At 38.6% G+C, this 21,590-nt stretch carries 23 protein-coding genes; 20 read left to right on the forward strand and 3 right to left on the reverse strand.

Features of this window, described 5'->3' with window-relative positions; genetic code table 11:
• The first annotated feature begins 186 nt into the window (after nucleotides 1–186).
• From IGI64_RS02185 to IGI64_RS02250, 14 genes are all read left to right on the forward strand, one after another.
• On the forward strand, nucleotides 187–783 hold the full coding sequence (locus IGI64_RS02185) for a TetR/AcrR family transcriptional regulator (RefSeq protein WP_429939344.1): 597 nt from the start codon (nucleotides 187–189) through the stop codon (nucleotides 781–783).
• 13 nt (nucleotides 784–796) lie between these two features.
• Nucleotides 797–1,729: an ABC transporter ATP-binding protein gene (locus IGI64_RS02190; protein WP_429939345.1), complete on the forward strand. Its 933-nt coding sequence runs from the start codon at nucleotides 797–799 to the stop codon at nucleotides 1,727–1,729.
• Between the two features lie 4 nt (nucleotides 1,730–1,733).
• Nucleotides 1,734–2,480 carry an ABC transporter permease gene (locus IGI64_RS02195; RefSeq protein WP_429939346.1) on the forward strand — a complete coding sequence of 249 codons (747 nt, stop codon included), beginning with the start codon at nucleotides 1,734–1,736 and terminating at the stop codon, nucleotides 2,478–2,480.
• Nucleotides 2,481–3,324: 844 nt separating this feature from the next.
• The gene (locus IGI64_RS02200) at nucleotides 3,325–4,797 is read left to right on the forward strand and encodes a nicotinate phosphoribosyltransferase (RefSeq protein ID WP_016623966.1); all 1,473 of its coding nucleotides are present in this window, start codon (nucleotides 3,325–3,327) and stop codon (nucleotides 4,795–4,797) included.
• Between the two features lie 12 nt (nucleotides 4,798–4,809).
• The gene (gene nadE, locus IGI64_RS02205; protein ID WP_429939347.1) at nucleotides 4,810–5,637 is read left to right on the forward strand and encodes an ammonia-dependent NAD(+) synthetase; all 828 of its coding nucleotides are present in this window, start codon (nucleotides 4,810–4,812) and stop codon (nucleotides 5,635–5,637) included.
• A gap of 198 nt (nucleotides 5,638–5,835) precedes the next feature.
• On the forward strand, nucleotides 5,836–6,156 hold the full coding sequence (locus IGI64_RS02210) for a PadR family transcriptional regulator (RefSeq protein ID WP_034861932.1): 321 nt from the start codon (nucleotides 5,836–5,838) through the stop codon (nucleotides 6,154–6,156).
• Nucleotides 6,157–6,159: 3 nt separating this feature from the next.
• Entirely contained in the window at nucleotides 6,160–6,495 is a 336-nt protein-coding gene (locus tag IGI64_RS02215; RefSeq protein WP_016623969.1) for a DUF1048 domain-containing protein, read from the forward strand.
• Nucleotides 6,496–6,497: 2 nt separating this feature from the next.
• A complete protein-coding gene (locus tag IGI64_RS02220; RefSeq protein WP_429939348.1) occupies nucleotides 6,498–7,406 on the forward strand; it encodes an ATP-binding cassette domain-containing protein in 909 nt (302 codons plus the stop codon).
• Complete coding sequence (locus IGI64_RS02225; RefSeq protein WP_429939349.1) at nucleotides 7,403–8,185, forward strand: ABC transporter permease; 783 nt, start codon at nucleotides 7,403–7,405, stop codon at nucleotides 8,183–8,185. Before IGI64_RS02220 ends, IGI64_RS02225 begins: the two co-directional genes overlap by 4 nt.
• A 27-nt stretch (nucleotides 8,186–8,212) precedes the next feature.
• The gene (locus tag IGI64_RS02230) at nucleotides 8,213–8,653 is read left to right on the forward strand and encodes a VOC family protein (RefSeq protein ID WP_429939350.1); all 441 of its coding nucleotides are present in this window, start codon (nucleotides 8,213–8,215) and stop codon (nucleotides 8,651–8,653) included.
• A 179-nt stretch (nucleotides 8,654–8,832) separates the two neighbouring features.
• Nucleotides 8,833–9,987 carry an NAD(P)-dependent oxidoreductase gene (locus tag IGI64_RS02235; RefSeq protein ID WP_429939351.1) on the forward strand — a complete coding sequence of 385 codons (1,155 nt, stop codon included), beginning with the start codon at nucleotides 8,833–8,835 and terminating at the stop codon, nucleotides 9,985–9,987.
• A gap of 86 nt (nucleotides 9,988–10,073) precedes the next feature.
• Nucleotides 10,074–11,921, forward strand: a complete 1,848-nt coding sequence (locus IGI64_RS02240; protein WP_429939352.1) for an LTA synthase family protein — start codon at nucleotides 10,074–10,076, stop codon at nucleotides 11,919–11,921.
• 87 nt (nucleotides 11,922–12,008) lie between these two features.
• On the forward strand, nucleotides 12,009–12,443 hold the full coding sequence (locus IGI64_RS02245; RefSeq protein WP_429939353.1) for a hypothetical protein: 435 nt from the start codon (nucleotides 12,009–12,011) through the stop codon (nucleotides 12,441–12,443).
• Between the two features lie 284 nt (nucleotides 12,444–12,727).
• A complete protein-coding gene (locus IGI64_RS02250; protein ID WP_429939354.1) occupies nucleotides 12,728–13,912 on the forward strand; it encodes an FtsW/RodA/SpoVE family cell cycle protein in 1,185 nt (394 codons plus the stop codon).
• A gap of 63 nt (nucleotides 13,913–13,975) precedes the next feature.
• On the opposite strand, the gene IGI64_RS02255 is transcribed toward IGI64_RS02250, so the two are convergent.
• Both IGI64_RS02255 and IGI64_RS02260 read right to left on the reverse strand, forming a co-directional pair.
• On the reverse strand, nucleotides 13,976–14,137 hold the full coding sequence (locus IGI64_RS02255; protein WP_195742396.1) for a hypothetical protein: 162 nt from the start codon (nucleotides 14,135–14,137) through the stop codon (nucleotides 13,976–13,978).
• A 13-nt stretch (nucleotides 14,138–14,150) separates the two neighbouring features.
• The gene (locus tag IGI64_RS02260; protein ID WP_429939355.1) at nucleotides 14,151–15,173 is read right to left on the reverse strand and encodes a lactonase family protein; all 1,023 of its coding nucleotides are present in this window, start codon (nucleotides 15,171–15,173) and stop codon (nucleotides 14,151–14,153) included.
• A gap of 117 nt (nucleotides 15,174–15,290) precedes the next feature.
• Here IGI64_RS02260 and IGI64_RS02265 point away from each other — a divergent pair, with 117 nt between their 5' ends.
• Nucleotides 15,291–15,644, forward strand: coding sequence for a PTS glucitol/sorbitol transporter subunit IIA (locus IGI64_RS02265; protein WP_429939356.1), 354 nt, complete (start codon nucleotides 15,291–15,293; stop codon nucleotides 15,642–15,644).
• Between the two features lie 10 nt (nucleotides 15,645–15,654).
• Complete coding sequence (locus IGI64_RS02270; RefSeq protein WP_016623981.1) at nucleotides 15,655–16,821, forward strand: AI-2E family transporter; 1,167 nt, start codon at nucleotides 15,655–15,657, stop codon at nucleotides 16,819–16,821.
• Nucleotides 16,822–16,860: 39 nt separating this feature from the next.
• On the opposite strand, the gene IGI64_RS02275 is transcribed toward IGI64_RS02270, so the two are convergent.
• Nucleotides 16,861–17,481 (reverse strand): NAD(P)H-dependent oxidoreductase, encoded by a 621-nt coding sequence (locus tag IGI64_RS02275; protein ID WP_016623982.1) that lies wholly within the window; start codon nucleotides 17,479–17,481, stop codon nucleotides 16,861–16,863.
• Nucleotides 17,482–17,666: 185 nt separating this feature from the next.
• On the opposite strand from IGI64_RS02275, the gene IGI64_RS02280 reads away from it, so the two are divergent.
• From IGI64_RS02280 to prmC, 4 genes are all read left to right on the forward strand, one after another.
• Nucleotides 17,667–18,812: a cation:proton antiporter gene (locus IGI64_RS02280; RefSeq protein WP_429939357.1), complete on the forward strand. Its 1,146-nt coding sequence runs from the start codon at nucleotides 17,667–17,669 to the stop codon at nucleotides 18,810–18,812.
• Nucleotides 18,813–18,983: 171 nt separating this feature from the next.
• The gene (locus IGI64_RS02285; protein WP_016623985.1) at nucleotides 18,984–19,568 is read left to right on the forward strand and encodes a thymidine kinase; all 585 of its coding nucleotides are present in this window, start codon (nucleotides 18,984–18,986) and stop codon (nucleotides 19,566–19,568) included.
• Nucleotides 19,569–19,570: 2 nt separating this feature from the next.
• A complete protein-coding gene (gene prfA / locus IGI64_RS02290; RefSeq protein WP_016623986.1) occupies nucleotides 19,571–20,644 on the forward strand; it encodes a peptide chain release factor 1 in 1,074 nt (357 codons plus the stop codon).
• Nucleotides 20,637–21,473, forward strand: coding sequence for a peptide chain release factor N(5)-glutamine methyltransferase (prmC, locus tag IGI64_RS02295; protein WP_429939358.1), 837 nt, complete (start codon nucleotides 20,637–20,639; stop codon nucleotides 21,471–21,473). Before prfA ends, prmC begins: the two co-directional genes overlap by 8 nt.
• Nucleotides 21,474–21,590: the final 117 nt, after the last annotated feature.

The following is a 21,590-nucleotide window of genomic DNA, read 5'->3' on the forward strand; positions in this document are numbered from 1 at the left end:
CGATCATAACAAAAAAAGTTCTTTTAATCAATAAAATACGAAAAATAAAAAATAAAATAAGTTTATTTTGGTTTAAAAACGAACTATATAAAATATTCTTGTTGGATATTGACAGCGTAATTTTTATCTTTTATGATGAATATATGTTCATTCATCTTTTTTAGAAACAAAAATGGAGGGAAAAAGATGGCAACGAGAGAAGAACGTTTCAAGGCAATGCGAGAAGAAACAAGAAATAAAATCAAAGCAGTAGCAACCAAGTTATTTATCCAAAAAAGTTATGAAAAAACGACGATGGCAGATATTGCGAAAGCAGCAGGAGTCAGCAATGGCTTGGCTTATCGCTATTTTTCTTCCAAAAGTGAATTGTTTGCTGAAATCGTTGAAGAAGCAACAAGCGGTATTGGCGAAGTAGGCCGATTTTTACAGCAAGAAAAAGAACCAATCGATTTAGTAAAAGAGTTAGCAGAAATCATGCTTTTAGGTTTGAAAGAAGAGGAGGAGACAAAAGATCTATTGTTATTAGTGGTTCAATCTCTCTTTTCTAAAGATGAGACAGCGGTCATTAATAATTTGTTGGAAGAAGACAAACGGTTTATTGCGAAACTCGCTGAAGTTATTGAAGAAGGTCAAAAACGAGGACAATTTAAAGAAGGAAATCCGCTTGAACTAGCGATGCATTATATTGCTACCTATCAAGGAATCGGGATGGTCAAACTGGTTTTTGAAGAAGAATATATTTTTCCAGATATAGAGATGATATTAGGATTCTTAATCAAATAAGGAGAGAAAAAAGATGAGAAAAATAATAATCGAAGTAAAGAATCTAAGCAAAAAATACAAAAAGCAAGCAGCGGTCAAAGATGTCTCTTTCAATGTTTTTGAAGGAGAGATCTTCAGTATGTTAGGGTCAAATGGAGCAGGAAAAACAACGACGATCAATATGCTCAATACGTTGATCAAACCAACCTCAGGGCAAGTACTCATCAACGGGCATGATTTGATGCAGGAGAGTGAGGCTATTCGGAAGGAAATCAGTGTGACAGGGCAGTTCGCTTCATTGGAAGAAGAACTGACAGGTTATGAAAACTTGTCTTTACTAGGTAAATTAAACCATATTGAACCGAAAAAATTGAAGTCAAGAATAGCTGAACTTTTGAAAGAGTTTGATTTAGAAAATGCAGCAAACAAGCTGGTGAAGGAATATTCTGGCGGGATGAAACGTCGATTAGATATTGCAGCGAGTTTATTGAGTAGTCCTAAAATCTTGTTCTTAGATGAACCTACGACAGGAATCGATCCCCAAAATCGCATCAAATTATGGCAAATGATCAAAAAAATCGCAAAAGAAGAGAAAATGACGATCTTTTTGACGACCCAATATCTGGAAGAAGCAGAGTATTTAGCTGATTTTGTCATTATAATGAATAATGGTTCAATCATTGAAAAAGGAACAGTTCAACGTTTGAAAAATAGTTACGAACAGCAAACTGTAGAACTTCTTTTTGAAACAATTACAGAAGAGACTGTTTTTGAACTGCTGCAAGTAACAAAAGGCAGTTATGACAAAGAAAAGCAGCTTCTTTCGTTCCAAACGGCAGATAAAAGCCGAGATCTCCACCATGTTTTTGCTGTTTTAGCTGAAAAGCAAGTTCAGTTAGAGGATCTGTTTGTAAAAGAGCCTCGCTTGGAAGATGTTTATCTAGACGTAATAAAAAAAGGAGCGTGAAACGATGTATTATTTGAACGATATCAAAGCAATGACTTATCGTAGTTGGAAATTAGGATTCAGAAGTGTGGACGCAATCATAACTGCGTTAGCTTTACCTATATTAATCTTGCTTGCATTTGTTTTTATTTTTGGCGGAGCAATCGATCATACTGGGCAGTATATTCAATATATCGTTCCGGGTATTATTGTGATGGGTGTGGGGCAAGTAGCTTCGACTACCGCTGTTTCGTTGGCAAATTCCAGAGAAAAAGGGATCTTGAAACGTTTTAAAACGATGGCTATCAATCAAACGGCTGTTTTATACGGCGAGATGAATATGACGATTTTTAAAGTTTTCTGTTCGTTGACGGTTTTATTGACTACGGCTTATCTTTTAGGTTTCAGAAGTAATTTTTCTGGTATTAGTTTTGTTCAATTTGCAGTGATCTTGCTTTTGTTAACGGCATTGATCAGCTGGATAGGCTTCCTTATTGGTTTGAGCGCTAGTCCAGATGCAGCGAGTGCTTTCTCATTTGTACTGGTTTTTCTGCCTTATCTAAGCAGTGCATTTGTGGATACAGAAACCATGCCGGAATTTTTGCAGATGATTGCCAAATATTCGCCATTTACTTGGGTGACAGAAGCGATTAGGGATGCAATCCATAATCAATTAAGCAATCAAGACTTTTTTATCACCTGTGGTTTTTTAGGGGCAGTACTTTTGATTTTTGTCTTTTGGACCACAGCTCGCTACCGAAAAAAAGCGTAAAGCAGCGAATTTTGGGAAAAAGATTTTGGTCGTTAACTTTCCAGTGTAATATAAAGATCCGCAAAACAGAAGAAGCTGTTTTGTGGATCTTTTTTGTTGTTTAGGAATGAATAGCTTGTTTATAGATTCTGCAGCAGTAATCCAAAATCTGCAAAACATGAAAAGCTGTTTCACAGATTTCTTCTTTAATGCTCAAGTCAAAACGCTTGCTCACGACCTCTAACTAAACGGTGTTCACAAAGCTGTCCCTCGGCATTAAGTTTTTACCCGAAAAAATGTGGAAAGCCATTTTCTCGGATAAAAGAGTCTTAATGCTCGGGCCATAGCACTTTGCTCACGACCTCTTTATAAACGGTATTCAAATGATTGCTTCTGCGGAATTAAGTCTGACAAATTAAAAATATGAGAAGCTATTTCTAATTTGTCATTCTTAATTCTTGAAGCAGAACATCATTTTCACAACCTCTTCCTAAACGGTGTTCAAGAACCAACTCCCTCGGCATTAACTCGAAAATACACAAAATATAGGGAGCTATTTTGCGTATTTACTCTTTAACGCTCGGAGTTGAGCGGTTCTTTCACAACCTCTCCCATAAACGGTGTTCACTCAGCTGCTTCTTGGCATTAAGTCAAATTTTTGCAAAAGTCTGAGAAGCGACTTTCGAAAAATTCTCCTTAATGCTCAAAGCAGAGCGCTGGGTTCACGACCTCTTTTTTACAAATAAATGAAAGTATCGTGAAAAATTCCTGTTTTGTAGTGGATAAGCTCCTTTTACACGATTTTTTGAAACATTATATGTTAATATATAGAAAATGAAATCTTGTAAGAGGAGTACTTATTACGATGAATAAAATTTACCCAGATGACAGTTTGACGCTACACACTGATTTGTATCAGATCAACATGATGCAGACGTACTGGGAATTAGGTCGAGCTGACTTGAATGCTGTATTTGAATGTTATTTCCGCGAAATGCCTTTTAACCATGGTTATGCGGTTTTTGCAGGCTTGGAACGCCTTGTCCATTATTTAGAAAACTTGACGTTCAGTGAGACGGATATTGCTTATTTAAGAGAAGTCGGTCATTATCCAGAAGCGTTTTTAGATTATTTAAAAGATTTTGAATTCAAAGCAACTGTTCGTTCCGCGCGAGAAGGCGAACTTGTTTTTAATAACGAGCCATTGATCCAAGTAGAAGGACCGCTTGCACAATGCCAGCTTGTGGAAACAGCGTTATTGAATATGGTGAATTTCCAAACATTGATTGCAACAAAAGCAGCCCGCATCAAATCAGTGATAGGTGACGATCCTCTTCTAGAATTCGGGACCCGTCGTGCGCAAGAATTAGATGCAGCGATTTGGGGAACAAGAGCTGCTTATATCGGTGGTGCAGACGCAACGAGCAATGTGCGCGCAAGTAAGATTTTCGGCATTCCTGCCAGCGGGACTCATGCGCATTCATTAGTCCAATCATACGGCAATGATTACGACGCATTTATGGCCTATGCCAAAACGCACAAAGATTGTGTCTTTCTTGTAGATACCTATGACACATTGAAATCGGGTGTGCCAAGCGCTATCCGTGTAGCAAAAGAAATGGGCAGCAAAATCAATTTTCAAGGTGTCCGTATCGATAGCGGGGACATGGCATATATTTCAAAACGCGTACGTGAACAGTTGGATGCAGCTGGTTTTACGGAGGCAAGAATTTATGCATCAAATGATTTAGATGAAGCGACGATTTTGAACTTGAAAATGCAAAAAGCAAAAATCGATGTTTGGGGCGTAGGAACAAAATTGATCACTGCTTATGATCAGCCAGCTTTAGGCGCGGTGTTCAAACTTGTTTCGATTGAAGATGAAAATGGCGAAATGATCGATACGATAAAACTTTCCAGCAATGCTGAAAAAGTAACGACCCCTGGAAAAAAACAAGTGTGGCGTATTACCCGCAATTTTGATGGGAAATCAGAAGGCGATTACGTTACACTTTGGGAAGAAGATCCAAGAAAAGAAGAAGCTATTTTCATGTTCCATCCTGTTCATACGTTTATCAATAAAACAGTGGAAGATTTCTCTGCTCGTCCAATTCTTCAAGATATCTTTATTGAAGGAAAACGAGTGTATGAATTGCCGACATTGGATCAAATAAAAGAATATACAAAACAAAACCTAGACTCGCTTTGGGAAGAATATAAACGAGATTTGAACCCTCAAAAATATCCAGTCGATCTGTCAACAGAATGCTGGAACCACAAAATGGCGATCATGGAACGTATGAAACGAGAAGTAGCAACATTGCATACTGAAATGTAAGGAGTGGAAAAGATGACATTACAACAAGAAATCATCAAAGAATTAGGTGTTCGGCCAACGATTGATCCAAAAGAAGAAATCCGAACAAGCATCGAATTTATGAAAGATTATTTGCGTCAATATCCATTTTTGAAATCATTTGTTCTTGGTATCAGCGGCGGACAAGACTCTACATTAGCTGGCCGTCTCGCACAATTAGCGATGGAAGAGATGAGAAAAGAAACAGGCGACGATGCTTACCGTTTTATCGCTGTGCGCTTGCCTTATGGTACACAAGCTGACGAAGAAGATGCAAAAAAAGCACTTGCCTTCATTAATCCGGATGTCAGCTTAAGCGTGAACATCAAACCCGCTGTGGATGCACAAGCCGAAGCATTGGAAGAAGCTGGTGTAGTGATCAGTGATTTCAATAAAGGTAATGTCAAAGCACGTCAACGAATGATCACGCAATATGCGGTCGCAGGTGAAAATGCCGGAGCCGTTTTGGGGACTGATCATGCCGCAGAAAATATCACAGGATTCTTTACAAAATACGGAGACGGCGGAGCAGATCTATTGCCATTATTCCGTTTGAACAAACGTCAAGGAAGACAGCTGCTGCAAGAATTAGGCGCACCAGCTGAGCTTTATACAAAAATCCCGACTGCTGATTTAGAAGACGGAAAACCAATGATCGCAGATGAAGTTGCTTTAGGAGTAACTTATGATGAGATCGATGATTATCTAGAAGGAAAAACAGTGCCAGATTCAGCACAAGAAAAAATCGAAGCTTGGTGGAACAAAACACAACACAAACGTCATATGCCAATCTCGATTTTCGATGACTTTTGGAAAAAATAAAAATGAGCTGTACAAGCCTTGTGTTTGTACAGCTTTTTTGTCAAAATATTCTTTTTTTAGAGTATAAGACTTTAGACCGATTTTCGCCAAAACGTTTGACACTCTGGCTACTTAGTAATATTATATAGAGGAACTAAGCGATACTAAGTAGTGGAAAATAGGTTAACTACTTAGTAATACAATATAGAGGTGAGACATTTGAAAGGACTAACGGAACTGCTTAAAGGTGTCTTAGAAGGAATCGTTTTGCAGCACATCAGCAAAGGCGAAACGTACGGATACGAGATAACTAGTTATTTGATTGATCTAGGGTTCGAAGATATTGTGGAAGGAACTGTTTATACCGTACTGCTTCGGTTAGAAAAAAAAGGATTATTAAATGTTGAAAAAAGAAAATCTGAATTAGGACCACCAAGAAAATTTTATACATTGAATGATGAGGGAAAACGTTATTTAGCTGAGTTTTGGGAAAAGTGGTCGTTTCTTGAAGAACGTTTGAACGAATTAAAAGGAGAATAAAAAATGAAAAATATTTTTGAAACATTGATCGGCTCGAAAAAAAGATATAACCAATATAAAAAAGAAAAAAATGCCTTGCCGGAAAATTACCGTTTAGCAATGGAAGCATTGGAAAAATACATGTTCAATTTTGCAAAAGGCGACGGATTCATGGTTGTATTAGAAGACGTTTTGCATCTTTTTCAAGAAAGTGCCATCGAAAATGTTCCTGTCAAAGAAATCATCGGAGAAGACCCTGTTGAATTTGCTGATGCAATCATGGCGCAATATCCAGAAGAACTATGGATCGTCAAAATCAGAACACGTCTGACAGAAGAAATCAAAAAGATAGGTGAATAAAGATGGAAGCAGTAAAAATAAAAAATATCAAAAAAAGTTATCAGCAGCAAGAAGTATTGAAAGGTATCACGTTATCTATCCAGCAAGGAGAAGTCTTTACTTTATTAGGTGAAAACGGTGCTGGAAAAACGACACTCATCAATATTTTAGCAACCTTGATCAAACCGACAGCGGGAGAAGCAGAAATCATGGGACAATCGATTTCTTCTGACCAATCAGCTATTCGTGAGATGATCAGCTTAAATTCGCAAGCGAACACATTAGACGAGGAGTTCAGCGGCTATGAGAATCTCAAATTAGTTGCGCAATTACGCGGATTGAAAAATAGTGATGCAGAAATCGAAAAGTTATCCCAACGTCTAGAAATGCAAGGCTTTTTAAAACGCCGAGTAGCAGAGTATTCTGGCGGGATGAAACGACGACTGGATATTGCGATGTCTTTGATCGGTGACCCTCAGATCCTGTTTTTAGATGAACCAACCACAGGAGTCGATCCGAAAAACCGCTTGGAAATCTGGTCGATCATTGAAGAGATCCGTGCAGCTGGCAAGACGATTTTTTTAACGACACAATATTTGGAAGAAGCAGATCGTCTTTCAGACCACATTGCTTTTATCAAAGACGGAAAAATCGCTCTTTATGGAACACCTGCAGAAATCAAGAAAAATGTAGAAAAACGCGTAGCTCTGAAAGTAGCAGAAGCAGACAAAGAGAAAGCTCGGAAATTATTGAAAGAACAAGGACTCTTATATGAAGAAACTACAGAATCTTGGGAAATCGAAGAACATTCTGCGCAAGAAGTCTTGAAAGTTTTGGCAGAACATCAACTGACGATTGAAAGTTTTGGTTTGATTGAAACAAATCTTGAAACGATCTTTTTAGATGTCACAAGAAAAGAGGAAGAAAAATGAAATCACTCAAACAATTACTCGTATTGACGAAAAGGATCATGAAACAAAACATCACAAACGCAGATACTTTGATCACGGTTGTGGGCACCCCAGTTTTCATGTTGCTGTTTTTCGTCTATGTCTTTGGCGGCAGCATTGCAGTCAGCGGCAGTGAAACAAGTGCACAAGACTACTTGAACTATTCATTACCAGGATTTTTATTGATCACGATGACGATGGGCTCAGCCTATACAGCTTTGCGGATCAATAATGACAAATTAAAAGGATTCTTGAACCGCCTGCATTCTTTGCCCATCAAGCGCTGGGTGATTTTAGGCTCTCATGTGACAGCTTCTGTTCTTTTTATGATTTTGGCAGAAGCAATCATTTTCCTTATTGGTCTGGTGATGGGTTTTGAAATCAAAACTTCGCTGTTTGGGGTTCTTGGATTCTTTGGATTATCTGTTCTTTTTGCTTTTGCCATTACGCTATTGGCGATCCCATTCTCTTTGAAAGCAAAAAGCTATGAAGGAGCTGGTGGTTTTTCATATATTTTGATCATGTTGTTATTTGTAAGTTCAGCATTGATGCCAATGGATGGAATGGCAAAACCAATCGAACTTTTTGCGAAATACCAGCCGATGACACCTATTGTTGAAACTGCGAGAAACCTTTTGAATGCCACGTTTTCTGTAAATGCCAGCTACACGATTCAAGCAAGTGCTTGGTTAATTGGGCTGATCGTTTTATTCGCTTTGATGTCGTATAAGCGCTACCAAAAAGTTTTTTCTAATGTATAATAAAGAAAGAACGGGAGGCGGTAGAAGTTGAAAGCAATCGAGATGAATATGGTCGTCAAAGACAGTTTAGAAGCATTAGCGTTATATGAAAAGATTTTCGACGTAAAAAGAATCGAAGTCAATGACTTTGTCAAAGGCCAAAATGAAGTGGTCTTTAGCATTTATGAGATGCGTATCCATATGTTGGATGAAAATCCTGAATTTCAAATGTATGCGCCAGACAAAGAAAAAAGTTTGCCGATTTGGTTCAATGTTATTGTACCTGATATAGCTGAAACATATCAAAAAGCGATCGATGCAGGCTGTACAAGTATCCAGCCAGTTACAGAAATGCCTGAAATGGGTATCGCTATGGCAATGGTTCTTGATCCTTTTGGTTATGCATGGATGATCCATCAAATAAAAAAAGAAATTAGCCGCGAAGAACGCCTAGAGATTTTAGAAAAAGAGTTTGATCGTAAAGAATAAAATCAACTGTCCAAGTTTCTGTTTTTATCCAGAAGCTTGGACTATTTTTTTTTGAAAAATGGAATAAATGATGTTATGGAAAAGAAAATAATCATTTGCATGAAATCGGTTGTTTTTCCTAGCCTTCTGCTTGTTTCCCAAGCTGAAATCATAGATACTAGTAGAAAAGGGGGGATTTGATGTATAAGATTCGCTTAGTAGATACTATTTCAAAAAACTTTTTGAATCGGCTGCCAGCGCCGGTTTTTCAAATCGATGATCAGCGTCCAGACGCATTGTTGACTCGAAGTTCAGTCATCAAAGACAGCTGGATCACACCAGAACTTTTGGCAATTTCAAGAGCTGGGGTAGGAACGAACACGATCAATCGAACCAAAGCAACGGCAAACGGTACGATCATTATGAATACACCAGGAATAAATGCGAATGCAGTGAAAGAATTAGTCCTAGCTTGTTTACTGACTGCTGTACGTCCAATCTTTCAAGCACAAGAAATGGTGCAATCTTTATCAGGTCCCGGACTTCTTGAACAGGCAGAAGCAAAAAGAAGTGCTTTTGTTGGACAGGAACTTCAAGGAAAAACAGTTGGTCTGCTGGGCTTAGGTGCTATTGGAAAAGAAGTTGCGCGAATTTGTTATGAATTAGGGATGGATGTATTAGGTTATTCCCGCAATACGCCAAATCTAGAATATATAGAACAAGTATCGTTGGAGAATGTCTTGCGTTATTCTGATTTTGTAATAGTTATGCTGCCTTTGACAGAAGAGACGAAATATCTTTTAAATAAAGAAAGATTATCGCTGATGAAAAAAGAAGCAGTCCTGATCAATGTCGGACGTGGAGAAATTGTTCAGAATGAGCACTTATTAGAAATATTGAATGAAGAGAAGCTCTCAAGATATATCACCGATTTTCCCAATGAGCTGTTTCTAGGAAATGAGAAAGTTTTTATGTTGCCGCATATCGGAGGTTCTACTCAAGAAGCTTTGGCAGACAGCAGCAGAGCAGCAATACAAGCACTGCGCAATTTTTTATTGTTTGGGACAGTCAGGGATTCGGTGAATTTTCCATCAGTACGTTTGGTTTTCCGTTCGCCTTATCGCTTGACGGTTTTTTATGAAAGAACAGGACACACATTAACGGAGATTTTGCGTATTTTAGATAAAGAACAGCTCCTGATTGGGGATATGACCCGAAACCACAAAGAGGATTATATTTATACCTTGATTAATATAGAAAGTACAGATAAAGAAAAGTTGATCAAAGCAAAACAAAGGATCGAAGAGTTTCCAGAAGTAAAAAGAGTAAGACTTCTTCAACGACCAGCAAACTGATAGCCGATTTTCGAGAAGTGCTTTACTTATAGGAAGACAAACTCTACAATAAAGCTACTAAAAATAGAAAAGAATGGAGCAGTCCGTTGAAAAAATATACCGCATACCTTTCTGATAAGCAAAAACGAACGCTGCGCTATCTGCTGGTGGGCATAGCTGTTTTATTTTTGGTTATCGCAAGTAATCTTTTTTTGCAATGGTGTCAAAATGATCTTTCTGCTGAATTAGCAATGAAATTTGCTTTTTCTTGGCATACTCAGAAATTCCTGCTGGGCAGTTTTGTTTTGCTGACCTTTCTGGTTTTCTTGATCTCGGTGTCAGGCTCGATCTTATATGGCTCGATTTTCTACAGTATCTTGATCGTGATCTTAGGAATAGCGAATTACCTGAAAATGAACTATCGCCAAGAACCGATTTACCCAGATGATTTAAAAATGATCACAGAGTTCCAGCTATTGAGAGAGATGGCTGGAACAGGAACCTTTCTTCTTTTGAGCGGTCTGGGATTGGTGGCTGTCGGACTTTTTATTTGGAGTGTGTACCGCAGTTTCAAAAAAGGCCGCCGTTTCCAAGTCGTACGAGGGGCACTGTTGATAACGTCAATCGCATTAATGGGTTATATCAGCAATTTCAATAATCCAAATAACTTGCTGCGCCAAGCGTATAATCGAACAGCGTTGTGGATTCCTTACAGTCAAAAAATGAATTACTATAATACAGGTTTTATCGGCGGCTTTTTATACAATCTGAAAGTTGATCCTATGGAAAAGCCAGACGGATATTCCAAAGAACGTATCCAAGAAATAACTAAGAAGTATCAAAAAGCAGCTGATGAAAGAAACAAGAAAGCTGACACAGAACAGCCGAATATTATTTATGTTATGAGTGAAAGCTTTTCTGATCCAAGCCGCTTGAATGGAGTCGAAGTCACCGGCAATCCATTAGCTGAATATTATAAAGTAGCAAATCAGACTTACAGCGGCAATATGCTTTCGCAAAATTACGGAGGCGGGACAGCAAACATCGAATTTGAAGCATTAACAGGTTTATCGATGGCGCTGCTCAATCCGCAAATGACTACACCTTACACGATGCTCGTGCCTAAGATGGATCAGCTTCCTTCTCTTGTTTCGACACTGCAAGCACGACAATATAAAACAACAGCGATCCATCCGTATAACACATCTATGTATAAGAGAAAAGATGTGTATGATGTGTTGGGATTTGATCAGTTTTTACATCAGGATACAATGACTCATACCGATACGATCGAAAATAATCCATATATCTCTGATGAATCTGCGTATCAAGAAGTGTTAGATATTTTAGCCGATCAAAAACAGCCGCAGTTCGTTCATTTAGTGACCATGCAGACGCATATGCCCTATAATGGAAAATATTCGAACTTAGACTATTCTGTAAAAGCGGATGGCGATGTCACGTCTATCAAAAATTATCTGCAAGATATTTCTTACAGCAGCCAGGCGTTGAAAAACTTTACCGAAGAATTGAAGAAACTTCCGCGTCGGACACTTGTCGTTTTTTGGGGCGACCACTTGCCAGGGATTTATTCACAAGAGACACAAGATGCAAATGATAAGCAGACGCTTCATGAAACGCAATTTTTGATGTTTGATAGTCAAGGGAATCTTGAAAAACAAGAAACACAAGATGCAATCACCAGTCCGTTTTATTTTGCCGCTAATCTTCTCGAGCAAAGTAATCAGCCGACAACAGGTTTTTATCAGCTATTGCTGGCTTTAGAAGAAGAGATTCCCGCATTTGAAAGAAGTTTGTTCTATCAAAATGGCCAGTGGCACGAAGAAGCACAGTTAAATGCAGACCAAGAAACGATTTTTGAAGAGTATCAACTCTTACAATACGATTTGGCAGCAGGTGAACAATATAGTTTACAAGAAGGTTTTTTTGAGTAAGGAATTTGTACTTGAAAAATAAGCTTGTCATTTTATAAAAGAAACAGGTAAAATAAAAAAGAAGAGAAAAGGAAAGTAGGGATAGCAATGCGGCCGAATCTAGGTTATTATGTTCAATCCATCGATAATATCGTAAAAGAAACAGAAGCAATCGGTGAAGAAATGAACCCAAGTTATGAAAACATCAGAAAAGCGATCAATGAAGAAAAAGTCAGTGAACTATCAACCAAAATGTTAGCAGAAACACACGACTTATTTGAAAAAGGAACAGCGAAATATCGCGATATGCTGAAAAAAATCAGTACATTGAGACCACCAGCAAAAGTCATGGGTATCCACAAGAAATTTGAACGTTCTTATATGGAATATGTGGCAGGATGCGAAGAAATGATCCAAAGTATCGACTTGGAAAAAGGGGTACAAGTAGACCTGTTTGACCAAGCAGAAGAAAAACAAGATCAAGCAACAGATGCAATCTCTGTGTCGATCCAAAAAATGACAAAAATGATGCTAGGTAAATAATTCTAAAATTAAACCGTATAAAATAAGAGGCTAACCTGTTATTTTGTACGGTTTTTAGATACAAAAAAATAATTAATACTAGCTAAGTATGCGTTTACATATGGAATCTGTATTAAGAAATATTAAAGAACGTTCGTTTCGTTTGAAGAAAGATTGTTATCATCTATAGGAACAGGTACCATTTTTGTGACTGTGAAACGAACATTTAGATTCAGATGTTATTTAATTCTATACAAGAAATCTTGTTCAATTTTTCACGTGACATTCGTTAAGGGAGGTTTGATATGAAACTAAAAAATAAAATCGATTGGCAGCTGCTCATTCCCTATCTTTTGTTAAGCATTATTGGGTTGCTGATGGTTTACAGCGCTAGTTCTTTTCGTTTGATTACATCGGATCAGCGAGCAGAACAGCTGCTGATTCGGCAGTTTGTGTTTATTTTGATGAGCTGGTTAATGATCTTTCTTCTTCAAAAAGTAAAACTAGAGTTAGTGATGAGGCCATTGTTTGCTTACGGGATCCTTAGCTTTGGGATACTGAGTTTATTTCTGACACGTATTAGTTTTTTTTGCAGAACGATTAATGGTGCACAGCGCTGGGTTTCTATTTTAGGTATCCAATTCCAGCCTTCTGAAATCGTGAATGTGGGATTGATCCTTTATCTTGCTTATTATTTCCGCTACCGCAGAGGGACGCTGAAAGAATTGAAGAAGCCGCTGTTTCTGCTGGGGATTTGTTGTCTCCTGATTTTTTTACAGCCGAAAGTTGCAGGGGTCTTTCTGATTCTTGTTCTGGCACTGACCATGATTGCTACAGCGGAATCACCATTTTGGCTGACCTTGATTTTTTTCGGAACATTGATTGGCGGAGTATTGATTACTGGCGGTTTGGTGGTTTATTTGGGAGACCATGGCTGGCTGCCTGATTTTTTAGGGCATACGTATGATCGGATTCGGTTGATTGGCAATCCTTTTGAAGATCTTTATGGCCATGGATTTCAGATGGCGCATTCTTATTATGCGTTGTTCAATGGAGGGCTGTTAGGTCTTGGTCTTGGAAACAGCATCACGAAGCGCGGATTTCTGCCAGTAGCAGAGACAGATTTTATTTTTTCTGTTTTGGTGGAAGAGTTGGGATTGATCGCTGGGATCTTGGTTTTGGGAATCTTGTTCTTTTTGATTCTTCGTTTGTTCAGAAAAGCGGCATCAGCTTCTAATCAGCAGATTGGGTTGATTTTTCTGGGAACAGGGATGCTTCTGCTGCTCCAGACGAGTATCAACATTGCAAGTATCGTCGGTTTGATCCCGATGACTGGTGTACCGCTGCCGTTTATCAGCTATGGTGGTTCAAGTTATCTTATCCTAAGTTTTATCTTAGGGATCTGTTTGAGATTTTCCAACAGTGAAAAAGAGAAAAGTACAAAACGCCTTAACACGTTTGTAAAAAGGAAAATATCTATTCAAAAATAAAGAAATAAAGACCTTTACTCCTTGGTACACCAAGGAGTAAAGGTCTTTTTAAGACTAGAAAAATCAGTTTTCTACGTTTCGAACGTAGTCATTGAAGTAATTTTCTAAGTCTTTTTTTAATTGCTGATAGTCTTCTTCGCTGTATTCTTTTTGTTCGATTTTTCCATTAAAAAATGGAATAGCCAAATCTTCGCGTAATCTGTCTAATACTTCTTCGGGAGTCATTTTTTCACCTCTGTTATCGTTCAAAATACACACATACACATTCTGGCGCGTAGATGTCTTTTTGGATCAAAGTCAGTTTTCCTGTTTCAGCTTCTCGTTTATATAAAGTCAGATTGTCAGAATTTTGATTCGCGCAAACTAAGAACTCATTTTCTGGGTTTAAGGAAAAATCTCGCGGGAAATCGCCTTCTGTAGAAATAAGTTGAATGCGTTCGATTTCTTTTCCGTCTTCTGAGATTTGGAAGACTGCAATCGAATTATGACCGCGATTGGAAGCGTAAAGGAAGCGGCCGTCGTTTGAAATGCGGATAGCTGCACCACCATTTTCACCTTCGAAATCATCAGGGATAGTTGAAGTTTTTTGCAATTCTTCAAAGGTACCTGTTTCCGCTTGATAAGATAAAACAGTGACTGTGCTGTCTAATTCGCCAAAAAGATAAGCAAGCGGTTTTTCAGGATGGAAGACAAGATGTCTTGGTCCGGTGCCGTCTGCTGCTTTATAAATGGCCGCCTCAGTTAATTCTCCATTGTCAGAAACATCATACGTATAGACACGATCAGTTCCTAGATCGCAAACAACTAAACGACCGTCTGGAGTCAAATCAGTGTAGTGGACATGTGCGTGGTCTTGGTTTTTATGGGGACCAGTGGGCTCGTCATGGTAAACAGAACTAGCAGCTTCTAATCCGCCGTTTTCTAAAATTCTGTAAACATTGATCTCGCCTTTGTGATAATTTGAGCCGTAAACGAGTTGTCGTTTTTCGTCAACTGCCACGTAACAAAGAGGAGCTCCTTCTTCTGTTACCGCATTCAAAAAGTGATATTCTGAATCATATGAGCCTGCGCCGCCTTGTTGGTCGACTGTGGTCACTGTATATAGATTTCCAGCTTGGCTTTTTGTCAGATAAGTTGGGCTAACCTCTTTAGCTGCTAATGAAAGACCAGATAACTGTCCTTTTCTTGTGTCTAATTCGATGGTGTAGATACCTTCGCTTATGCGGCGTGTGTAAGTACCCAAAATGAGTTTCTGAATCATATGATACCTCCTAAAATTTAAGATTTCTTCTTTATTCTAGCATATAATTATTCTCCGGGGACAAAGAAAGAGAGTGTGTTATAATAATTTTTGAAAGCAATTGAAGGAGCGATGTATATGATTCATTCAAATGTAATAGAAATCGGAACAGAAGCAATTAGCGAAAATGATCCAATTATGATTTTATTCGATAAAACGGCTACGCCTGCTTTAAGAAATTATTCAGTTATCCAAGAATTTCAAGAAAGTCCGACTTTTTCATTAGATGAAGGAGACACGATCACTTTCGATAACCAGGAATACCGCATTGAACATGTCGGCAGAACAGCCAATCAAAATCTAGAAGCTGTTGGTCATGTCACACTGATTTTTGATGAATATAATCGAGAAGATGCTATCGTTAATGGTATTTATCTTTCACCGTATCAAGTACCTGAAATCCATCTAGGAACACATATACGCTACGACTAGGAGGATTGTCATGGGAGAGAAGAAAGAAAAAAAGAATTCCTGGTTTTGGAAATGGTTTTTAAATAATCAAGTTGTCACTGCATTGTTAGTCGTCTTGCTTTTGCTGGTAATCGTCTTTTTATTCACAAAAGTCTCTTACTTGTTTGAGCCGGTCTGGCAATTTTTAGCAATTGTAGGGTTACCGATCATCTTAGCGGGGATCTTGTACTATTTGATGAATCCGGTAGTTGATTATTTAGAAAAGAGAAATGTCCCTCGCATTTACAGCATTATCGGCTTATTTATTTTAGTCGTTGCGTTGATTGTGTGGGGAAGTGTTGTGATCATTCCGAAAATCCAAGAGCAAACAGTAAGTTTTATTAGTAATTTTCCAGAGTATATCCATACAATTGATGACAAGCTTACAGAATTTTTACGTAATCCGTTATTCAATCAATTTCGCAGTCAAATCGAGAGTACTGGTGACAAGCTGATGAATTCCTTTGGTGATATGTTCCAAAGTATTTCAAAAAGCACAGTTCAAAGTTTAGGAAGTTTCGTCGGTGCTGTTGCAACAGTCATCGTCGCCTTGCTGACAATGCCGTTCATCTTGTTTTATTTGTTGAAAGACGGACGTCAATTGGCTCCTTATTTCGTGAAATTTTTACCGACGCGAATGAGAAAACCGACGTTAACTGTTTTAGGAGAAATGAATGCACAGGTTTCTTCTTATATCCGTGGTCAATTGACTGTCGCATTTTCTGTCGCAGTCATGTTCATTATTGGTTTTGCGATTATTGGGCTTGATTATGCGGTGACGTTAGGGATAATTGCAGGTTTCTTAAACTTGATTCCTTATCTTGGTTCGTTTTTAGCGATGATCCCAGCGGTATTTCTAGGTATCGTTGCAGGACCAGTCATGCTCATCAAGGTATTGATTGTTTTTGCAATCGAGCAAACGATCGAGGGCCGCGTGATCTCGCCATTGGTTTTAGGTAACCAGCTGTCGATCCATCCGGTGACGATTTTACTGGTTTTATTGACTTCAGGGAAATTGTTCGGTGTAGTAGGAGTTATTTTAGGAATTCCAGTTTATGCAGCGGCAAAAGTAGTGATTACGCATATCTTTGAATGGTATGCAACGATCTCAACGTTGTACGAAGATAATCCATTACAAAAAGTAGAGAAAAAAGAATAAAAAAACTGCCGGCGCATTAAAGCGTCGGCAGTTTTTTGATTAAAATGTTTTACCGTATTCGTCAGCTTTAGCTAAAGCTGCGCCTAATAATTCTTCTGCGCGGTCTGGTGTATGGTCGATTCCTTCGATGAATAATTGATCGACTTCTTCCACACCAATAAAGTTCAAGATTCCTTTTACATATTGAGAAGCAAGATCTTGTCCTCCGTAAACGCCGCCATTTGATTGGATATGTAAGGCTTTTTTGCCTTTCACAAGACCTTCTGGACCGTGTTCTGTGTAACGGAATGTTTTTCCAGCGACATTGACAGTGTCAAACCAAGCTTTTAGGCGAGTTGGAATGTTCAAGTTCCAAAGTGCATTTGCGATAACTACTTTGTCTGCTTGTAAAAATTGTTCTGTCAATTCGTTGAAACGAGTGATTTTTTGTTGTTGGCTTTCAGATAGACCTTCGAATGTTTCGCCAGCGCGCAAAGCGCCCCAGCCAGAAAGTAATTCTGCATCGATTTCAGGAATGTCATCTTGGTAAAGATCTAAAACAGTGATTGTATCTTCTGGATTTGTTTCTTTGTAGCTTTTCAAAAAAGTATCTAGTGCTTTGACTGAACGAGATTCTTCAGCAGTCAAAGGATGGCCTTTGACGATTAAAACAGTTGCCATAGAGCGGATTCTCCTTTAAATATGTTTTTTTTAGTTGAGTTCAACAGCGTTAGTTTACTTCAAAACAGCAGTGTCGGCAAGCGATATTCACCAAAACAGACAGAGAAGACAGCCATAATATTCTTCATTTTAAGTAACTGGTGTTATAATTAAGTAGGAATTGAAGAAAAGAAAGGACTGGTGAAATGCATTTTATCGGCATACTCTGTTTGATTCTATTTGCTACGACTATTGCTTCGCATATCTCAAGAAAGCTGGGTATCCCAGCAGTTATTGGTCAGCTTTTAGTTGGCGTTTTGCTGGGTGGAGCAGGATTGAACTGGGTACATCCAGATATATTAGTAACTGATTTTTCAGAAATAGGCGTTATTTTATTGATGTTTTTAGCAGGTCTGGAAAGTGATCTTTCTTTACTGAAAAAATATTTCCGTCCTGCAATACTGGTGGCTGTTTTTGGGATTGTTCTCCCAGTGGTCTTAGGATGGGGAACGGGTCTAGGATTTGATGTCACCCAAAAAGAAGCGTTGTTTTTAGGAATTATTCTGGCAGCTACTTCTGTCAGCATCTCAGTAGAAGTATTAAAAGAACTGAATGTCGTCAATACAAAAGAAGGTTCAACGATTTTGGGCGCTTCGGTCTTAGACGATATTTTAGTGGTCTTGGTTTTGAGTTTGAACTTGACTTTCTTAACTGGAGAATCAGAAGGCAGTGTTTCATTACCGATTTTGATTTTGGAACAGATTTTTTACTTTATCCTGATTTTTTTATTGGTCAAATGGATTGCACCGTTTCTGATGCGTTTATCTGAAAAAATTTATGCAAATTCAGCAGTGATCATCATGTCTCTAGTTATTTGTTTGAGCATGTCGTATGTCGCTGATTTGGTAGGATTAAGTGCAGTGATCGGGGCTTTCTTTGCAGGGATCGCGGTTAGTCAGACCAAGGTCCAAAAAGAAGTGTTCCATAATATCGAAGCGTTAGGTTATTCTGTTTTCATCCCCGTCTTTTTTGTGAGTGTGGGACTTGAAGTGACATTTGACAGTATTGCTGAACGCTGGTTTTTCATTTTAGCGTTTACGATTATTGCGATTCTTTCCAAATTATTGGGCGGTTATCTGGGCGCAAAAGCAGCTGGTTTTTCAAGCAATAGTTCATTGATGGTTGGTTCAGGAATGATTTCACGAGGCGAAATGGCATTGATCATCTTGCAAATCGGACAACAAAGCCAGTTGATCGAAGAAAGCTATTATTCGCCGCTTGTGCTGATTATCTTGATTAGTACGCTTGTTTCACCCCTTGTGTTGAAGTATTTTACGAAGAAGATCTATTAAGAGGTTGGAAAATTTTTTACTGAGTAACAAAAAAATCCACTATTTATCTGAAGTCAGGCCATTATCTGGTCCTGACTTTTTTCTTTCTTTGCGGGAATGAAAATCACACTGTAAAAAATTCTGTTTTTCAAGTATAATACCTTAGGAACAAACTGGAAGGTGAGCGAGAAGATGGCACAACTATTTTTTAAGTACGGCGCAATGAATAGCGGAAAAACCATTGAGATTTTGAAAGTCGCACATAATTACGAAGAACAAAACAAACCAGTCGTATTGATGACTAGCGGGATCGATACTCGCGACGGTGTAGGCGTAGTGTCTAGCCGAATTGGTTTGAAAAGAACAGCGATCCCTATTTTTGAAGAAACAGATGTTTTTAAGACGATTGAAGAAATGACCTTTCGACCTTACTGTGTGCTAATTGATGAAGCACAGTTTTTGACAAAAGAACATGTCATTGCTTTTACAAAAATCGTTGATGAATTATCGATTCCAGTAATGGCCTTTGGATTGAAAAATGATTTCCGTAATGAATTATTTGAAGGTTCAAAATACCTGTTGCTCTATGCAGATAAAATCGAAGAAATGAAAACGATCTGCTGGTTTTGTCATAAAAAAGCGATCATGAACTTACATTATATCGACGGGCTCCCAGTTTACGAAGGCGAGCAAGTCCAAATCGGCGGAAATGAAGCGTATTATCCCGTCTGCCGACATCATTATTTTCACCCAGAGATCATAAGAGAAGGAGAATAACTATGTACGATCAATTACAATCAATTGAAGACCGTTACGAAGAGCTTGGCGAACTGTTAAGTGACCCAGAAGTCATCTCGGATACGAAACGTTTCATGCAGCTATCTAAAGAAGAAGCAAGTACGCGCGAAACAGTAGAAGTTTACCGTCATTACAAAGAAGTTGTCCAAGGAATCAAAGATACAGAGGAACTTTTGGGCGAAAAACTAGATGATGAAATGGCAGAGATGGCCAAAGAAGAATTATCTGATTTGAAAAAAGAAAAAGAAGTCTTGGAAGATCGCATCAAGATCCTTTTACTGCCAAAAGATCCAAATGATGACAAAAATATCATCATGGAAATCCGCGGAGCAGCTGGCGGAGATGAAGCTGCTTTATTTGCAGGAAATCTTTTCAACATGTACCAAAAATATGCCGAAGCACAAGGCTGGAAAACAGAGATCATGGAAGCAAGCCTAACGGATATCGGCGGTTATAAAGAAGTCATCATGATGATTTCCGGCGATAATGTTTATTCAAAATTGAAATACGAAAGCGGCGCGCACCGTGTCCAACGTGTTCCTTCCACAGAATCACAAGGACGTATCCACACATCAACGGCGACTGTTGTTGTAATGCCAGAAGCAGAAGAAGTAGAAATCGACATTGAAGATAAAGACATTCGTACAGATATCTACCATGCTTCAGGAGCCGGCGGACAGCACGTCAATAAAACAGCTTCTGCCGTTCGTTTGACTCACTTGCCGACAGGAATCGTTGTAGCCATGCAAGATGAACGTTCACAGTTGAAAAACCGAGAAAAAGCGATGAAGATCTTACGTGCCCGCGTGTATGATAAAATCCAGCAAGAAGCACAAAGCGAATACGATGCAAACCGTAAATCAGCAGTCGGTACTGGGGATCGTTCAGAACGTATCCGTACGTATAACTTTCCGCAAAATCGCGTGACAGACCATCGAATTGGTTTGACGATCCAAAAATTAGACCAAATCCTAGCTGGCAAATTAGATGAGATCGTTGATGCATTGATCATGTACGATCAAACATCTAAATTGGAAGCAATGCAAAATGGATAAAGTCACTTATAGAGAAGTCCTTGCACGGGCTTCTTCTTTTTTAGAAAAGCAGGGCAAAGAAGGTTACAGTATCCAATTTTTATTTTTGGAACGCAAAGGCTGGACCAAACTTGACTGGCTTTTACACATGAACGAGACAATAACGAAAGAAGACCAGGAGCAGATCAGCCAAGATTTAAAATTATTGGCAGAAAATCACCCGCCGCAATACATCCTGGGCTATGCTGACTTTTATGGACGACGATTAAAAGTAACTCAAGATACATTGATTCCTCGACCTGAAACGGAAGAATTAGTCGAGCTTTGTTTGAACGAAACTTCAGAAAAGAGCTTGCACGTGGTGGATATAGGGACAGGAACAGGTGCCATTGCTATTAGTTTGAAAGCAAACCGAGAAAACTGGCAGGTCAGCGCCATCGATTTGTCACCTAAAGCGTTGGAAGTAGCGAAAGAAAATGCACGCCAAGCAAAAACAGCGATCCAATTTTATGTAGGAGACACACTTTCTCCTGTTAAAGACCAAACGTTCGATATTATTATCTCGAATCCTCCGTATATCAGTAAATCTGAATGGTCATTGATGGATGAGAGTGTCCGAACTTTTGAACCGAAACTTGCATTGTTTGCTGAAGAGGATGGATTAGCAATTTACCGCAAAATCGCGCTGGAGGCGCCAGCTGTTTTAGCAGAGGATGGTAAACTGTTCTTGGAAATCGGATTTCAGCAAGGGGTAAAAGTCCAGGCGATTTTCCAGCAAGCATTTCCTCAGAAAAAAGTCGAGGTCAAAAAAGATCTTTTTGGAAATGAACGAATGGTTTATGTTTATTGACAATTGTGGAAAAAAATTTTTTTTGAAGTTTTCCATTATAAAAAAACACTGATATACCAATAAAAAATATTGTAAAAAACTTATCAACAGACTTATCCACTATTGACAAATCAATTT

The organism is Enterococcus sp. DIV0210g (assembly GCF_050559705.1).
Classification (GTDB): domain Bacteria; phylum Bacillota; class Bacilli; order Lactobacillales; family Enterococcaceae; genus Enterococcus_B; species Enterococcus_B faecalis_A.

Excerpts from the sequence above, each read along its gene's own strand:
- IGI64_RS02225 (WP_429939349.1), top strand. The coding sequence starts at position 7,403 with ATGAAATCACTCAAACAATTACTCGTATTGACGAAAAGGATCATGAAA.
- prfA (WP_016623986.1), top strand. The coding sequence starts at position 19,571 with ATGTACGATCAATTACAATCAATTGAAGACCGTTACGAAGAGCTTGGC.
- IGI64_RS02185 (WP_429939344.1), top strand. The coding sequence starts at position 187 with ATGGCAACGAGAGAAGAACGTTTCAAGGCAATGCGAGAAGAAACAAGA.
- nadE (WP_429939347.1), top strand. The coding sequence starts at position 4,810 with ATGACATTACAACAAGAAATCATCAAAGAATTAGGTGTTCGGCCAACG.
- IGI64_RS02250 (WP_429939354.1), top strand. The coding sequence starts at position 12,728 with ATGAAACTAAAAAATAAAATCGATTGGCAGCTGCTCATTCCCTATCTT.
- IGI64_RS02265 (WP_429939356.1), top strand. The coding sequence starts at position 15,291 with ATGATTCATTCAAATGTAATAGAAATCGGAACAGAAGCAATTAGCGAA.
- prmC (WP_429939358.1), top strand. The coding sequence starts at position 20,637 with ATGGATAAAGTCACTTATAGAGAAGTCCTTGCACGGGCTTCTTCTTTT.
- IGI64_RS02285 (WP_016623985.1), top strand. The coding sequence starts at position 18,984 with ATGGCACAACTATTTTTTAAGTACGGCGCAATGAATAGCGGAAAAACC.
- IGI64_RS02280 (WP_429939357.1), top strand. The coding sequence starts at position 17,667 with ATGCATTTTATCGGCATACTCTGTTTGATTCTATTTGCTACGACTATT.
- IGI64_RS02245 (WP_429939353.1), top strand. The coding sequence starts at position 12,009 with ATGCGGCCGAATCTAGGTTATTATGTTCAATCCATCGATAATATCGTA.
- IGI64_RS02200 (WP_016623966.1), top strand. The coding sequence starts at position 3,325 with ATGAATAAAATTTACCCAGATGACAGTTTGACGCTACACACTGATTTG.
- IGI64_RS02260 (WP_429939355.1), bottom strand. The coding sequence starts at position 15,173 with ATGATTCAGAAACTCATTTTGGGTACTTACACACGCCGCATAAGCGAA.
- IGI64_RS02270 (WP_016623981.1), top strand. The coding sequence starts at position 15,655 with ATGGGAGAGAAGAAAGAAAAAAAGAATTCCTGGTTTTGGAAATGGTTT.
- IGI64_RS02255 (WP_195742396.1), bottom strand. The coding sequence starts at position 14,137 with ATGACTCCCGAAGAAGTATTAGACAGATTACGCGAAGATTTGGCTATT.
- IGI64_RS02220 (WP_429939348.1), top strand. The coding sequence starts at position 6,498 with ATGGAAGCAGTAAAAATAAAAAATATCAAAAAAAGTTATCAGCAGCAA.
- IGI64_RS02215 (WP_016623969.1), top strand. The coding sequence starts at position 6,160 with ATGAAAAATATTTTTGAAACATTGATCGGCTCGAAAAAAAGATATAAC.
- IGI64_RS02190 (WP_429939345.1), top strand. The coding sequence starts at position 797 with ATGAGAAAAATAATAATCGAAGTAAAGAATCTAAGCAAAAAATACAAA.
- IGI64_RS02195 (WP_429939346.1), top strand. The coding sequence starts at position 1,734 with ATGTATTATTTGAACGATATCAAAGCAATGACTTATCGTAGTTGGAAA.
- IGI64_RS02235 (WP_429939351.1), top strand. The coding sequence starts at position 8,833 with ATGTATAAGATTCGCTTAGTAGATACTATTTCAAAAAACTTTTTGAAT.
- IGI64_RS02275 (WP_016623982.1), bottom strand. The coding sequence starts at position 17,481 with ATGGCAACTGTTTTAATCGTCAAAGGCCATCCTTTGACTGCTGAAGAA.